The sequence below is a fragment of the Ancylobacter sp. TW_SC_1 genome (assembly GCF_056836805.1).
The window spans coordinates 2,562,183-2,575,988 of sequence record NZ_CM166365.1; the positions used below are offsets into that span (position 1 = coordinate 2,562,183).

Here is a 13,806-nt window from a genome sequence, read left to right on the forward strand (position 1 = left end):
CGTCAGGCGAACTGTCCGGCGACCCAGCCGGACGACCAGGCCCACTGGAAATTATAGCCGCCCAGCCATCCGGTGACGTCCACCACCTCGCCGATGAAATAGAGGCCCGGCACCTCGCGCGCCTGCAGCGTGCGGGAATCGAGGCCGTCGGTGTCGACGCCGCCGAGCGTGACCTCGGCGGTGCGGTAGCCCTCCGAACCGGTTGGCTTGAGCCGCCAGGAATTCACCGCCTCGTCGATGCGGCGCAGCACCTTGTCGGAGAAGTCGGCGAGGTTGCCGGAGCCGGCCTCGCGCTCGGCGATGGTCTGGGCGAGCCGCTTGGGCAGGAGACCCGCCAGCACGCTCGCTGCCGCCTGCCGGCCATTGCCGGCGCGGGCCGCGCGCAGATGGGCGAAGACATCGGTGCCCGGCGCCATGGCGATGGCGATCTCGTCGCCCTCGCGCCAGTAGGACGAGATCTGCAGGATCGCCGGACCGGACAGGCCGCGATGGGTGAACAGCAGGCCTTCCTCGAAGCGGGTCTTGCCGTGGCTCACCCGCGCCTCCAGCGCCACGCCGGCAAGCGGCGAGAGGCGCTCCAGCAGCGCCGGGTCGAGGGTGAGCGGCACGAGGCCCGGGCGGGTGGGCTGCAGCTTCAGCCCGAAACGTTCGGCCACCTCGTAGCCGAAGCCGGTGGCGCCCATCTTCGGAATCGACTTGCCGCCCGAGGCGACGACCAGCGCGCGGCAGGCGAGCGGGCCCGTCGTCGTCGCGAGCGCGAAGCCGTCCGGCGTCCGGTCGATCCGCTCGACCGATGTCGACAGCCGCAACTCGCCGCCCGCCTCGCGCAGCCCGTCGGTGAGCATGTCGACGATCTGCCGTGCCGAGCCGTCGCAGAAGAGCTGGCCGAGCGTCTTCTCGTGCCAGGCGATGCCGCGCGCGTCGACGCGCCGGATGAAGTCCTGCGCCGGGAAGCGTTTGAGCGCGGAGATGCAGAAGCCCGGATTGGCTGAGAGGTAGTTACGCGGGCCGGCGTCGCGATTGGTGAAGTTGCAGCGCCCGCCGCCGGAGATGCGGATCTTTTCGCCCGGCGCGCGGGCATGGTCGATCACCACGACGCGGCGCCCGCGCCGGCCGGCCTCGATGGCGCACATCAGCCCGGCCGCGCCGGCGCCGATCACCACCACGTCGACGGTAGGCGTGCGGCTCACACGGCTTCTCCATAGGCGTGCACGCCGCCGCAATAATCCGTGACGCTCCAGCCTTCCGGAGCGGCGTCGAGATAGGAGGGGCCGACCGGTACCTTGCCGTGGCCGCCGGGAATGTCGAGCACATAGGTCGGCAAGGCGAGGCCGGAGACGCGCCCGCGCAGTGCCCGCATCAGTTCCTGGCCGCGCGCGATGGGCAGGCGGAAATGCGCCGTGCCGGGGGCGAGGTCGGGATGATGCAGGTAGTAGGGCTTCACACGGCATTCCACGAGCGCGCGGAACAGGGCGGCGAGCGTGTCGGCATCATCGTTGACGCCGGCGAGCAGCACGCTCTGGCCGACCAGCGCGACGCCGCTGTCGGCCAGCCGGGCGAGGGCGGCGCGCGCCTCGGGGCCGAGTTCGCGCGCATGATTGGCGTGGACGGCGACATAGGTCGTGCCCCCCGGCGCGCGCAGCGCCTCGACCAGCGAGGCGGTGACGCGCTCCGGTGCGGCGATCGGCACGCGGGTATGAAAGCGCACGATCTTCACGTGAGGGATGGCGGCGAGCCGCGCCATCAGCGCGGCCAGCCTGCGCGGGGCGACGACGAACGGATCGCCGCCGGTCAGCACGACCTCCCAGATCTCGGCATGTGCCGCGACATAGGCCAGCGCCGTCTCCAGCGCTTCGTCCGACAGGCTCGTCTCGGCGCCAGGCCCGACCATTTCGCGGCGGAAGCAGAAGCGGCAATAGACGGCGCAGACGCCGACCAGCTTGAGCAGCACCCGGTCGGGATAACGATGCACGATGCCCGGAACCGGGCTGTGCGCATGATCGCCGATGGGGTCGTCGCGCTCCTCCGGCCGTGTCTCCAGCTCGCGCACGTCCGGGACGAACTGGCGGGCGATCGGGTCGTTCGGGTCGTCGCGGTCGATCCGTGCGGCGAGCGTCGGCGTCACTGCGACGGCATAGCGGCCGGCGACCTTCTCGAGTCCGGCATCGGGCGCGACGAGGCCGGCGTTGGCGAGTTCGTCGAGACGGCGCAGCGTGCGGGCCGGCATTGCGGCAATGGGTGAGGAGGAGCGCGGAGGGGTCATGCGCGGCTTTGTGATGCTTTCCGGTCATCGGAGCAAGCGGGCCCACTCGCGGTGCCGTATATTGAGCCCGACATCGAAGACGCTATATTCATCCTAATGATAGGATGATTGGGAGGTTCGGATGCTGGCGCGCGAGGACGATGTGCTGGAGGCGGCGGCGACGTGGCGGCGTGGGGGACGCGGGGTCGCGCTGGCGACCGTCGTCGAGACCTGGGGCTCGGCGCCCCGCCCGGTGGGGAGTCATCTCGTCATCGACGGGGAGGGCAACTTCGTCGGCTCGGTCTCCGGCGGCTGCGTCGAGGGCGCGGTCGTGGCCGAGGCGGCCGATGTGATCGCCGACGGAAAGGCCCGCCTGCTCGAATTCGGCGTCGCCGACGAGACCGCCTGGCGGGTCGGGCTTTCCTGCGGCGGCCGCATCGCGGTCTATGTCGAGAAGGTCGCCTGATGGATCTCGCCCTTCTCGAAGCCCTGAACGGCGAGCGCGCCGCCCGGCGCACGGCGGTTCTCGTCACTGAAATGGATGGCGGCGCGCAGCGCCTGGTCCGGGCGGACGAGGTCGCCGGTGATCGGTTGGCCGGACCCTTGGCCGAGGCGCTGCGCAGCGGGCGCAGCCGGCTGGTCGAGGTCGAGGGGCGGCGGGTGTTCCTGACCGTCCAGATGCCGGTGCCGCGTCTCGTCATCACCGGCGCGGTGCACATCTCGCAGTCGCTCGCGCCGATGGCGGCGGCGATCGGGCTCGACGTCGTCATCGTCGATCCGCGCACGGCCTTCGCCACGCCGGAACGCTTCCCCGGCATCGACCTGCGTGCCCAGTGGCCGGAGGAGGCTCTGCCGGGCCTCGGGCTCGATGCCTTCACCGCCGTGGCGGCACTGACGCACGACCCGAAGATCGATGATCCCGCATTGAGCGCGGCGCTGGCGGCCGGCTGCTTCTATGTCGGGGCGCTGGGCTCGCGGAAAACGCATGGCGCGCGGCTGGAGCGGCTGGCGGCGCGCGGGGTGTCGCGCGAGGCGCTGGGAACCTTGCGTGCCCCCATCGGCCTCGACATCGGCGCGGTCAGCCCGGCGGAGATCGCGGTGTCGATCCTGGCGGAGATCGTCGCCACGCTGCGCCGCCGCCCGGCTCGGCCGCCCGCGGCGCTGGTGCTCGCCGCCGGACGCGGCACGCGCATGCCGCACGCCAACAAGCTGACGCTGCCCATCGACGGCGTGCCGCTGGTGCGCCGCGCGGTGGCGGCGGCGCTGGCGTCGACGGCGCGGCCAGTGATGGTCGTCACCGGCCATGAGGCCGCGCAGGTCCGCGCCGCGCTCGACGGGCTTGACGTCGTCTTCGTCGACAATGCTGCCTATGCCGAGGGGCTCTCGACCTCGCTGAAGGCCGGCATCGCCGCCTTGCCGAAGGAAGCCGAGCGAGTGGTCGTCCTGCTTGGCGACATGCCGAAGGTGGACCCGGCGCTGGTCGGGCGCCTCGCCGACGCGCTCGCGCCGGAGCAGGGGAGGCTTGTCGCCGTGCCGGTGTCGCAGGGGCGACAGGGCAATCCGGTGGCGCTATCGCGGCGGCTGTTCCCGGCGCTGATGACGCTCGACGGCGATGCCGGCGCCCGCCATCTCATTGCCTGCAATCCAGATATGGCCGTCGAGGTGTCCGTGGAAGGCGAGGGCGCCTTCCTCGACATCGACACGCGCGACGCGCTGGAGGCGCTGGAGATCCACGAGATCGCCGCGCGCGCGGACATCGACGCGCAGGTGGCGCTCGAGGCCATGAAGGCCGAGGACGCCTGAGCCCGGCCGGCGGCCGGTCAGAACGGCATGAAGATGGAGAGCGTGCCGTACAGGCTGTCGTCGCTGTCGCTGCTCCAGCGCCAGCCGCCGGCGGCGCGCAGTTCGCGGCCGGCGAAAGGGTAGGCGAGGAAGAGGCCGATGCGGGCGCTTTCGTCCAGCCAGTCGGTCGTCGCGCCGGTTTCCACGCCGACATCGAGCCAGTCGAAGGCGCTCCAGCCGGCGGTGGCGCGGCCGGAGACCGTGCCGTCGGCGGTCGAGGCGCCGATGGCGGCGGTTAGCGTCCAACGCGCGTCGAGCCGGTAGAACCACTCCGCGACGAACTTGGCGCCGACCTGCGTGCCCTGGTCGGGATTGCCGGGGTCCGGCTTGTCCAGCCGGTTGTCGACGACATTCACGCCGCCATAGAGCGCGAGGGCGTGGCGGCCGCGCTGGAATTGCCAGCCGAGCAGGATCTCGCCATCGAGCTTGTTGCCGGTGTTCCAGCCGCCGGGCACCGCCTGCGTGCGGTATTTGTAGCGCCCGCCGCCGGTCTGGGTGCGCACCCGCAGCCCTTCCGCGTCCATCGGCGCGAAAGGTGCCCAGGCCATGCCGCCCCAGCCGTAGCCATTGTCGCGGGCGATATCGATGCCGGAATAGAAATACAACCTGTCCTTGAGGGACGCCTCCGGCCGCTCCTCGGCGCCCGCGCCGGGACCGAGGCAGGCGAGGAACGACGTCGCCGCCAGAAGGCGCGCGCGGGTCGGCACTGGCGAAGGGAGCATCGCCGCGCTCGCGAAAGGAGGATTGGACGGGCTAACGTGCAACCCATCCGAGCACCGCTGACTAGCCAGCTCAATCAACGTTGGATTGAGTGTTGGAAATATGCTCGGCACGGTTGGAGACATTTTGTCGCATATCGGCGTCAGACCGGCGGAGCCGCCAGATGCTCCACATCCACCGCCACCCGCTCGCAGATCAGGTCGGCGATCATCTGCCGATGGCAATGTTCGGGATGGCGTTCGAAGCAGAGCAGGCAGACGCGCCGCCCCGCCTTCACCAGCCCGGTCAGTTCGTCGAGCTGCTCCTGCGCGGTCGGGGTCGCCAGATGCGCGTCATAGATGCGCCGCAGCTCGTCGTAGCGCCCGCTGCGTGCCGCCTGGCGTCCTTCCGCCGGGGTGCCGAGGCCGCGCAGGTGGAGATAGCCGATGTCGCGGCTCGCCACGCCGGCGGCGAGCAGGCTTTTGGAGAAGCCGGCGCGCCGGGAGGCGGCCACGGCGCGGACGTCGACCAGAAGTTCCACGCCCGCCGCGCTCAACGTGTCGAGCACGGCGGTGGACGAGACCTGCTCGTAGCCGATGGTGAAGAGCGGTGGATGGGCTGCCATGGGCGGAAGATGAACGTCCGACAGGCTCTTGTCGAGCGTCCCCGAATCTGTGGACTTCTCCCTGTCGGCCCTCCCATGCGCGCCCTGCGTGCTACACCCGGGGCCGAGTGGGACGGTCGACCAGGAACGCGTCATCGCAGATGAAGATCGGAATCGAGCTCGGGAGCAGCACTGCCGGCCAGCCGGTGCGGCTCGATCTGGAGGAGCTCCTGTCCACGCGCCTGCTGGTGCAGGGCAATTCGGGCTCGGGAAAGTCGCATCTGCTCCGCCGCCTGCTTGAGCAGAGTGCCGGCCATGTGCAGCAGGCGATCATCGACCCGGAAGGCGACTTCGTCGGCCTTGCCGAGCGCTTCGGTCATGTCGTGATCGACGCCGAGCGCACCGCCGGCGAGATCCAGCGCATCGCCGCCCGCATCCGCAAGCACCGCGCTTCCGTCGTGTTCAACCTCGAAGGGCTCGATGCCGATGCGCAGATGCGTTCGGCCGCCGCCTTCCTCAACGGCCTGTTCGACGCCGAACGCGAATACTGGTTTCCCATGCTGGTGATCGTCGACGAGGCGCAGCTCTTCGCGCCGGCCGGCGGCGGCGAGATATCGGACGAGGCGCGGCGCATCTCGCTCTCGGCGATGACCAACCTGATGTGCCGCGGCCGCAAGCGCGGCCTCGCCGGCGTCATCGCCACCCAGCGCCTCGCCAAGCTGGCCAAGAATGTCGCGGCGGAAGCCTCGAACTTCCTGATGGGCCGCACCTTCCTCGACATCGACATGGCGCGCGCGGCCGACCTGCTCGGCATGGAGAAGCGGCAGGCGGAGAGTTTTCGCGATCTCAACACCGGCTCCTTCGTGGCGCTCGGCCCGGCGCTGTCGCGCCGTCCGCTGCCGGTGAAGATCGGCCATGTCGAGACCGCCAGCCGCAACGGCCGCCCCTCGCTGATGCCGCCGCCGGAAATGGGCATGGCCGAGCTCCAGGACCTCATCTTCGACGATCTCGGCACCGAGCCGCTTCCCGCACCTCCGCGGCGCGTCGAGCCACGCCCGACGGAGACAATCCTCGAGACGCTGGAAGACGCACCGGCACTCGAGCCGGTACCGGTCGATCCGGAAGCGGCGGCGGCGTTCGACGCAGAGCGCGAGGCGCTGGTCGGCGAGATCGTGCGCCAGTTCGTGGCGGATCCGGACGCGCCGTTCCGCTCCGCCGCCTCGCTCTATCCCGATTTCCTGGTGCATTGCCGGGTGCGGCGGGTCGGCTCGAAGGTGCCGGACCTCGCCGAGTTCACCCGGCGCCTGGCGATCGCCCGCGCCGGGCTCGATGCGCCGGTCGGGGACGAGGGCTGGCAGCGTGCCGTGGAGCAGGCGGCGGGCCTGCCGGAGGAGATGCAGGGCGTGTTCCTATTGCTGGCCCGCGCCGGCATGGAGGGCGCGCCCTCGCCCGCCGACGAGGCGCTGGCGCGCGCCTATGGCAGCCGCTCGCCCTCGCGCGGGCGCTGGCTGCTGACCTATATGGAGGAGCGCGGCCATCTCGTCTGCGAAGCCGATTTCCGGGGACGGCGCGTCGTGCGCTTCCCCGCGCTCGGCTGGAAGACGGCGCCGGGCGATCCCAAGGCGCTCACCGTTTAGGACAGTCCATCGCCTAGCATGCCCCATCGCCGGACATGAAAACGGGCCCGTCGCCGGGCCCGTTTCCTTTTTTCTGTCAGCTGCGATCAGCCCCCGTAGAGGTAGTTCGGCAGCCAGAGCGCGAAGCCCGGGAAGGTGTAGAGCAGGATCATCGCGAAGACGACGATGAAGATGAAGGGCATCACGCCGGAGAAGATCTCGTCGATCGAGACATGCTTCGGCGCCACGCCTTTTAGGTAGAATGGTGCCATTGCCACGGGTGGAGACAGGAACGAGGTCTGCAGGTTCAGCGCCACCAGTACCCCGAAGAAGATCGGGTCGACGCCGAAATGGTCGAGCAGGGGCAGGAAGATGGGCAGGAAGATCACGATGATCTCCGTCCATTCCAGCGGCCAGCCCAGCACGAAGATGATCACCTGGGTGAGGATCAGGAAGCCGACGGGCCCCAGATTCAGCCCCATGATGAACTCTTCCACCACCCGCTGGCCGCCGAGCAGGGCGAAGACGGCGGAGAACACCGCCGAGCCCACGAACAGCCAGCAGACCATCGCCGAGGCACGGGCCGTCAGGAATACCGAGTCCTTCAGCTTCTCGATGCTGAAGGTGCGGTAGGCGAGGGCGAGAAGGATGGCCCCGAGTGCGCCGACCGCCGCCGCCTCCGAAGGCGTGGCAAGGCCGAAGATGATGCAGCCCAGCACCGTGACGATCAACGCCACCAGAGGAAGGAACGATGTCAGCAGGGCGATGACGATGGTCATCGTCGGAACGTTGCGTTCCGACTCCGGCAGCTTCGGCGCCAGTGACGGGTTGAGCATCGCCCGGATGACGACATAGGCGATGTACATGCCCGCAAGCGTGATGCCGGGGATGAAGGCGGCAGCATAGAGCTTCACCACCGAGACGCCGGCGGTGGCGCCATAGAGGATGAGCATGACGCTCGGCGGGATCAAGATGCCGAGACAGCCGCCCGCGCAGACGACGCCGGACGCGATCTTGGTGTCGTAGCCGGCACGCAGCATCGCGGGGAAGGCGAGCAGCCCCATCAGCGTGACGACGGCACCGACGATGCCGGTCGCGGTGGCGAACAGCGCGCAGGTGATGAGCGTGGCCACGGCGAGCGAGCCGGGAATCCAGCCGGCGGCGAGCTGGATGGCGCGGAACAGCCGATCGAGGATGTTGGCGCGCTCGATCACGTAGCCCATGAACAGGAACAGCGGGATCGAGATCAGCACGTCGTTCGCCATCACCGAATAGGTGCGCTGGACGAAGAGCTGGAAGATGCCGTCGCCGATCGAGAGGTAGCCGAAGGCCACGCCGAGCGCCATCAGGGTGAAGGCGATCGGGAAGCCGAGCATCAGCAGGATCAGGAACAGCACCAGCATCAGGATGCCGAGCGCGGGATCGGAGAGAAACATCACAGGGACCCCCGGGTGGTGGACTCACGCTCGGCGGCGTTGGCGGCGGCTTCTTCCAGCGCGGCCTTGGCGGCCGCTTCGTCGAGGATGACCTTCTCCAGTTCCTCCACATCGTGCAGGCGCTGCGGCCAGTCGCCGTCGCGGATGCAGATCCAGCAGCGCACGACCTCCACCATGCCCTGAAGCAGCATCATCACGCCGACGAAGGGAATGATGGCCTTGAACGGCCAGATGACCGGGCCTTCCGGACTGAAGGAGGAATGCTCGTTCAGCAAATAGGAGAGGTAGAAATAGCCCCAGCCGGAATAGATCAGCGCCAGGATGCCCGGGAAGTAGAACAGGAAGTACAGGACGAGGTCGCTCTTGGCCTGCGTCGTCGGGTGCCATTTCCGATAAATGAAGTCGCCCCGCACATGGCCGTTGCGCGACAGGGTATAGGCACCCGCCATCATGAAGAGGGCGCCATAGAGCATCAGGCTGACGTCATAGGCCCAGGTGGTGGGGTCGCGCAGAACATAGCGGCGGAACACCTCATAGCAGATGGCCGCCATGAGGATGACGATGCACCAGGCGAAAAGCTTGCCGATGAAGGCGTTCAGCCGGTCGACGCCGAGAAGGATGGATTGCATGGGGAGTGGCCTTTTGTGGCATGGCCTCTTGGCGCGGTTGCATAGCTGTGACTCATCGCCGAAACCGTGCCCCGAGGCAGGTTCCGCGATGCACTGTCATCCATGATGCGACCGAAACAAGAGCCCCCCTCCGTTGCCGGAGAGGGGCGCGCTAAGACAGCGGGATCAGGCCGTCTTGAAGAAGTGGTCGTAAGCGAACTTGGAATCCGGCTCGTATTCCAGACGGAAGCCGACGATGCGCTTGGCCCATTCCTTCTGGCTGTCGACCACCTTCTTGAAGACGGGGTCGGCCGAAAGGTTGGCGATCACGACGTCCCAGGCATTGAGCTGAGCCTCGAGCACCGCCTTCGGCGTCGGCAGCACCTTCACGCCACGCGCCTTGATCGCCGCAAGGTCCTTGGAGTAGCGGTCCTGCGCCTTCCACATCATGGTGGAGGAGGTGGCGTCGGACGCGCCCTTCAGGATCTCCTGTACATCCTTGGGCAGGCTGTCGAACTTGGTCTTGTTGAACAGGATCTCGAAGCACTCGAGCGCCTGATGGTAGCTGCCGAGCATGTAGACCTTGGCCACATCAGGGAAGCCGAGAATGAGGTCGGAGGACGGGTTGTTGAACTCGGCGCCGTCGAGCAGGCCGCGGTCGATCGCCGGCACGATTTCGCCGCCCGGCACGATGGTCACCGCCGCGCCGAACTCCTTGAAGAGGTCCGCGCCGAGGCCGACGGTGCGGTACTTCATGCCCTTCATGTCGTCGGCGCTGGTGATTTCCTTCTTGAACCAGCCGAGCGGCTGGCTGGGCATCGGCCCGGTCAGCATGCCGACGACGTTCAGCTTCAGCGTGTTCTGCACCAGGTCGTCATAGAGCTCCTGGCCGCCGCCGTAGCGTACCCAGCCGAGCAGTTCGTCCGCGTCCCAGCCGAAGGCCGGGGCCGTGCCGAACAGCGAGAACGCCTTGCTCTTGCCGTACCAGTAGGCGGCGACGCCGTGGCCGCCATCGAGGATGCCGGAAGACACCGCGTCGAGCATCTGGAAGGCGGGGACGACCGAGCCGGCCGGCAGGATCTCCAGCTCCACGCGCCCGCCGGTCATGGCGTTGACGCGCTTCACATAGTCGCCGGCGAACTCGTGGAAGATGTCCTTGTTCGGCCAGGTCGACTGGAATTTGAGCTTGATGGGCGCCTGGGCATGGACGGCCGGGGCGGCGATGACCGTCGCGCCGGCAGCGGCGGCGGCAGTTGCGATGAAGCGACGACGATTGGTGCGGACGTCGTGACGCGAGTCCACACTCTTCCCTGACGTATCGGTCATGGGCGGTTCCTCCTATGGCGTTTCCTACGCGGGTTATCCCGCCGGGCGGCGATCAAGCGCCTTGTCCCGTTGGTTCAAGAGACGATGCCGAAAGGGTAAGTGCAAGCCAAAACTCGCGCCATAATCATAAATTCCATTCGACCTAAGTCGAACTCGGCAGGCGTTTCGGCATGCTTGACGGCGAAATCGTCATCGCGCTGTCACGGGCCGGGAATTGAACGGCGTCAGGCGGGCGTTCGTCCGCATTCTGACGGGGATCAATTCCATGCGCTCGATTCTTCTCGCCGGCGTGTCGGCGGCAGTACTCGGCCTTGCCGCATTCGCGGCGCCGGCTCAGGCAGCCGATGCCGCGTTCAATCGCATCGCCACCTTCAACGTGGTCGAAAACCTGCCGGCGGGCGCCGATCCGGCCAAGTCGACGGCCGCCGAGATCATCACCTTCACCGAGGACGGCAAGACGCTGATCTACAGCGACAGTCCCGGCCAGCGCATCGGCTTCATCGACATCACCGACCCGGCTGCGCCGAAGCCGGCGGGCATTGTCGCGCTCGACGGCGAGCCGACCACCAGCGTCGTCATCGGCGGCAAGGTCTATGTCGGCGTCAACACGTCGGAATCCAAGGCCAATCCGTCTGGCCACCTTGCCGTCGTCGACATCGCCAGCCGCAAGGTCGAGGAGAAGGTCGATCTCGGCGGGCAGCCCGACTCGATCACCAAGAGCCCGGATGGCGGCTATCTCGCCATCGCGATCGAGAATGAGCGCGACGAGGACGTCAATGACGGCGCCATTCCCCAGTCGCCGCCCGGCAACCTCACCTATTTCCGCATCAAGGACGGCGTGGTCGATCCGGCCAGCAAGACGGTGGTGAGCCTCACCGGCCTCGCAACCGTCGCGCCGGAGGATCCCGAGCCGGAATATGTCGATATCAACTCCCGCAATGAGGTCGTCGTCACCCTGCAGGAGAACAACCATATCGTCGTCGTCGACCTGCCGACCGGCAAGATCGTCTCGCATTTCCCGGCGGGCACCGTCGATCTCGACCATATCGACACCAAGAAGGATGGCGTCATCGACCTGTCCGGCACGCTCAAGGCCGTGGCGCGCGAGCCCGACACCGTGCAGTGGATCGACGACGACCGCTTCGTCATCGCCAATGAGGGCGACTGGAAGGGCGGAACGCGCGGCTTCTCTATCTTCGACAAGACCGGCAAGCTGCTGTTCGAGAGTGGCGCGGCGCCCGAGCACATGGCAGTGCGGCTCGGTCACTATCCCGACAAGCGCAACAAGAAGGGCATCGAGATGGAGGGCGCGGAAGTCGCGACCTTCGGCGACGAGCGCCTGATCTTCGTCGCTTCCGAGCGTGGCTCGCTGGTCTTCGTCTACCGCGACAAGGGTGGCGCCGAAGCGCCGGAATTCCTGCAGGTGCTGCCGGGCGGCGTCGGGCCGGAAGGGCTGATCGCCATTCCCAGCCGCGAGCTGTTCGTCACCGCCGCCGAGACCGACCGGCGCGAGGATGGCGGCATCGGCTCGGTCGTGACCGTCTATCAGCGCCAGCCGGGCGCCAAGCCGTCCTATCCGACGATTCTCTCGGCCGACGGCCCGGACGGGCTGCCGATCTGGTGGTCGGCCCTTTCGGGCTTCGCCGCCGACGCCAAGCAGCCGGGCAAGCTCTACGCAGTGTCCGACAGCGCCTACGCGCAGGCGCGCATCCTCACCGTCGACGCCACTTCCCTGCCGGCGAAGATCGTCGCCGCCACCGTGCTGACCAAGGGCGGCGAACCGGCCAAGGGCCTCGATCTCGAAGGCATTGCGGTGCGTCCCGAGGGCGGCTTCTGGGTGGTTTCGGAAGGCAATCCGGAGAAGAAGGAGAAGGCGACGCAGAACCTTCTGCTGCGCGTCGATGCCGATGGCGCCATCGCGGAGGAAATCGCGCTCCCCGAGGCGGTGGCGGCGCAGGCCACCCGCTTCGGCTTCGAGGGCGTCGCGGTGGTCGGCTCGGGCGCCGAGGAGACGGTGTGGATCGCCGTCCAGCGCGAGTGGAAGGACGACCCGAAGGGTTTTGCCAAGCTGATCGCCTACAGGCCGGCCGACAAGAGCTGGGGCTATGTGCGCTACCCACTCGAAAAGTCCGCCAAGGGTTGGGTGGGTCTTTCCGAACTGGCGCCGTACAAGGACGGGCTGATCGCCATCGAGCGCGACAACCTGATCGGGTCGGACGCCGCGATCAAGAAGCTCGCCTATGTCTCACTCAAGGGCGTGAAGCCGGTGGCTCTCGGCAGCGAGGAAAAGCCGGCCGAACTCACCAAGAGCGAGGTGAAGGACCTGCTGCCCTTGCTTCAGGCTCCGAAGGGCTACGTGCTCGACAAGGTCGAGAGCTTCGCCATCGACGCGAATGGAAACGCCTTCATCGTCACCGACAATGACGGCGTGGACGGGACCTCCGGCGAGACGCAGTTCATGGCGATCGGAAAGCTCGACTGACCGGGATGTCCTGAGCCGAGGCATCGACCTCCCCGTTTCCCTCATCCCCGGGCTTGACCCGGGGACCCAGCCTTGCCGCCGGCTTCCGGTCCAAGTCTGGGTGGCCAGGTCGGGTCCGGCTATGAGGGGAGCAGGGGCGCTCGGAAACGGAGCATGGACGGGCGCCTCGGGCGCCCGTTTGCATTCAGGGGGTGCGCGCCGCTCAGTCGAGCACGGCGGCCTTGAGCAGGCAGACCATGGTGGCGTGCGCCGTTTCGTCGCTGACGTTGCGGATGATGTGGCGGCGGTCGCAACGGTAGCGCAAGGTCTCGCCGGCCCGCGCGGTCTCGATCACGTCGCCGCATTCCACCTGCAACTCGCCGGCGAGCACGGACAGGCACTCCACCGAGCCGCGCTGGTGGCCGTCCGAGACCAGTTCGCCGCCAGGCTCGGCAACGAAGTCGAACCATTGCAGCCATTCCACCGTCTTGATCCAGCCGGTGATGGTGAGGCGGCACTTGCCGTCCTCGGAGACCAGGATCGGCGTGTCGCCCCGCGTCAGGTGCTCGACGAAGGGCTCGTCATCCGTCGCCGCCATGAAGCGGTCGATCGACATGTCGAGGGCCTGCGAGAGCCGCCAGACCGTGGCGAGTGTGGGATTGGTCTCGTTGCGCTCGATCTGGCTGATGATCGACTTGGCGACGCCGGACTGCTCGGAAAGCTCGGAGAGCGAGAGGTTGTAGGCCTTGCGCAGGCGCTGGATGGTGCGGCCGAGCTGGCCGGTGATCGCCTGCGCCCCGGCATCCATGTCGCTCCGATCGAGACTGCGCGTGCGACCCGACATGCCTGCTCCTGTTTGGTGTTATGGGACATACATCTAGGTCGGCCCGGCGAGGTGGCGCAAGCGCGCCGCACGGGGGAGCGAAAAAGGTCGCGCAAAAGGCGGTGAAATCGCATGCACGCGACCTGCCG

Annotated in this window: 11 protein-coding genes and 2 pseudogenes; 5 read left to right on the forward strand and 8 right to left on the reverse strand. The window is 67.9% G+C overall.

What is annotated here, in order from left to right; translation table 11 throughout:
- Nucleotides 1–2 precede the first annotated feature (2 nt).
- A complete protein-coding gene (locus AC1PZ7_RS11820; RefSeq protein ID WP_482359627.1) occupies nt 3–1,133 on the reverse strand; it encodes a BaiN/RdsA family NAD(P)/FAD-dependent oxidoreductase in 1,131 nt (376 codons plus the stop codon).
- 53 nt (nt 1,134–1,186) lie between these two features.
- On the reverse strand, nt 1,187–2,263 hold the full coding sequence (locus AC1PZ7_RS11825) for a lysine-2,3-aminomutase-like protein (protein WP_482355425.1): 1,077 nt from the start codon (nt 2,261–2,263) through the stop codon (nt 1,187–1,189).
- Between the two features lie 121 nt (nt 2,264–2,384).
- Between AC1PZ7_RS11825 and AC1PZ7_RS11830 the strand changes: the two genes are divergently transcribed.
- The 3 genes and pseudogenes from AC1PZ7_RS11830 to AC1PZ7_RS11840 form a co-directional block, all read left to right on the forward strand.
- Nucleotides 2,385–2,708, forward strand: a complete 324-nt coding sequence (locus tag AC1PZ7_RS11830) for an XdhC family protein (RefSeq protein WP_482355426.1) — start codon at nt 2,385–2,387, stop codon at nt 2,706–2,708.
- Nucleotides 2,708–3,379 (forward strand): annotated as a pseudogene (locus AC1PZ7_RS11835) (XdhC family protein); the annotation flags it as partial. The gene AC1PZ7_RS11830 and the pseudogene AC1PZ7_RS11835, both read left to right, overlap by 1 nt.
- 33 nt (nt 3,380–3,412) lie before the next feature.
- Nucleotides 3,413–4,045: pseudogene (locus AC1PZ7_RS11840) on the forward strand (nucleotidyltransferase family protein); the annotation flags it as partial.
- A 17-nt stretch (nt 4,046–4,062) separates the two neighbouring features.
- Here the strand turns inward: AC1PZ7_RS11840 and bcsS are convergent.
- Both bcsS and AC1PZ7_RS11850 read right to left on the reverse strand, forming a co-directional pair.
- The gene (gene bcsS, locus AC1PZ7_RS11845) at nt 4,063–4,806 is read right to left on the reverse strand and encodes a cellulose biosynthesis protein BcsS (RefSeq protein ID WP_482355427.1); all 744 of its coding nucleotides are present in this window, start codon (nt 4,804–4,806) and stop codon (nt 4,063–4,065) included.
- 140 nt (nt 4,807–4,946) lie between these two features.
- Nucleotides 4,947–5,408: a DUF488 domain-containing protein gene (locus AC1PZ7_RS11850; RefSeq protein WP_482355428.1), complete on the reverse strand. Its 462-nt coding sequence runs from the start codon at nt 5,406–5,408 to the stop codon at nt 4,947–4,949.
- 140 nt (nt 5,409–5,548) lie between these two features.
- Between AC1PZ7_RS11850 and AC1PZ7_RS11855 the strand changes: the two genes are divergently transcribed.
- Complete coding sequence (locus tag AC1PZ7_RS11855) at nt 5,549–7,024, forward strand: ATP-binding protein (RefSeq protein ID WP_482355429.1); 1,476 nt, start codon at nt 5,549–5,551, stop codon at nt 7,022–7,024.
- An 86-nt stretch (nt 7,025–7,110) separates the two neighbouring features.
- Here AC1PZ7_RS11855 and AC1PZ7_RS11860 read toward each other — a convergent pair whose 3' ends face one another.
- The 3 genes from AC1PZ7_RS11860 to AC1PZ7_RS11870 all read right to left on the reverse strand — a co-directional run bounded on the left by AC1PZ7_RS11860 (nt 7,111) and on the right by AC1PZ7_RS11870 (nt 10,373).
- Complete coding sequence (locus AC1PZ7_RS11860) at nt 7,111–8,439, reverse strand: TRAP transporter large permease (protein ID WP_482355430.1); 1,329 nt, start codon at nt 8,437–8,439, stop codon at nt 7,111–7,113.
- Nucleotides 8,439–9,068 carry a TRAP transporter small permease subunit gene (locus tag AC1PZ7_RS11865; RefSeq protein ID WP_482355431.1) on the reverse strand — a complete coding sequence of 210 codons (630 nt, stop codon included), beginning with the start codon at nt 9,066–9,068 and terminating at the stop codon, nt 8,439–8,441. The genes AC1PZ7_RS11860 and AC1PZ7_RS11865 overlap by 1 nt, the downstream gene beginning before the upstream one ends.
- A gap of 165 nt (nt 9,069–9,233) precedes the next feature.
- On the reverse strand, nt 9,234–10,373 hold the full coding sequence (locus AC1PZ7_RS11870) for a TRAP transporter substrate-binding protein (RefSeq protein WP_482355432.1): 1,140 nt from the start codon (nt 10,371–10,373) through the stop codon (nt 9,234–9,236).
- Nucleotides 10,374–10,638: 265 nt separating this feature from the next.
- Between AC1PZ7_RS11870 and AC1PZ7_RS11875 the strand changes: the two genes are divergently transcribed.
- A complete protein-coding gene (locus AC1PZ7_RS11875; RefSeq protein ID WP_482355433.1) occupies nt 10,639–12,855 on the forward strand; it encodes an esterase-like activity of phytase family protein in 2,217 nt (738 codons plus the stop codon).
- A gap of 202 nt (nt 12,856–13,057) precedes the next feature.
- On the opposite strand, the gene AC1PZ7_RS11880 is transcribed toward AC1PZ7_RS11875, so the two are convergent.
- Complete coding sequence (locus tag AC1PZ7_RS11880; RefSeq protein WP_482355434.1) at nt 13,058–13,678, reverse strand: helix-turn-helix domain-containing protein; 621 nt, start codon at nt 13,676–13,678, stop codon at nt 13,058–13,060.
- Between the last annotated feature and the right edge of the window lie 128 nt (nt 13,679–13,806).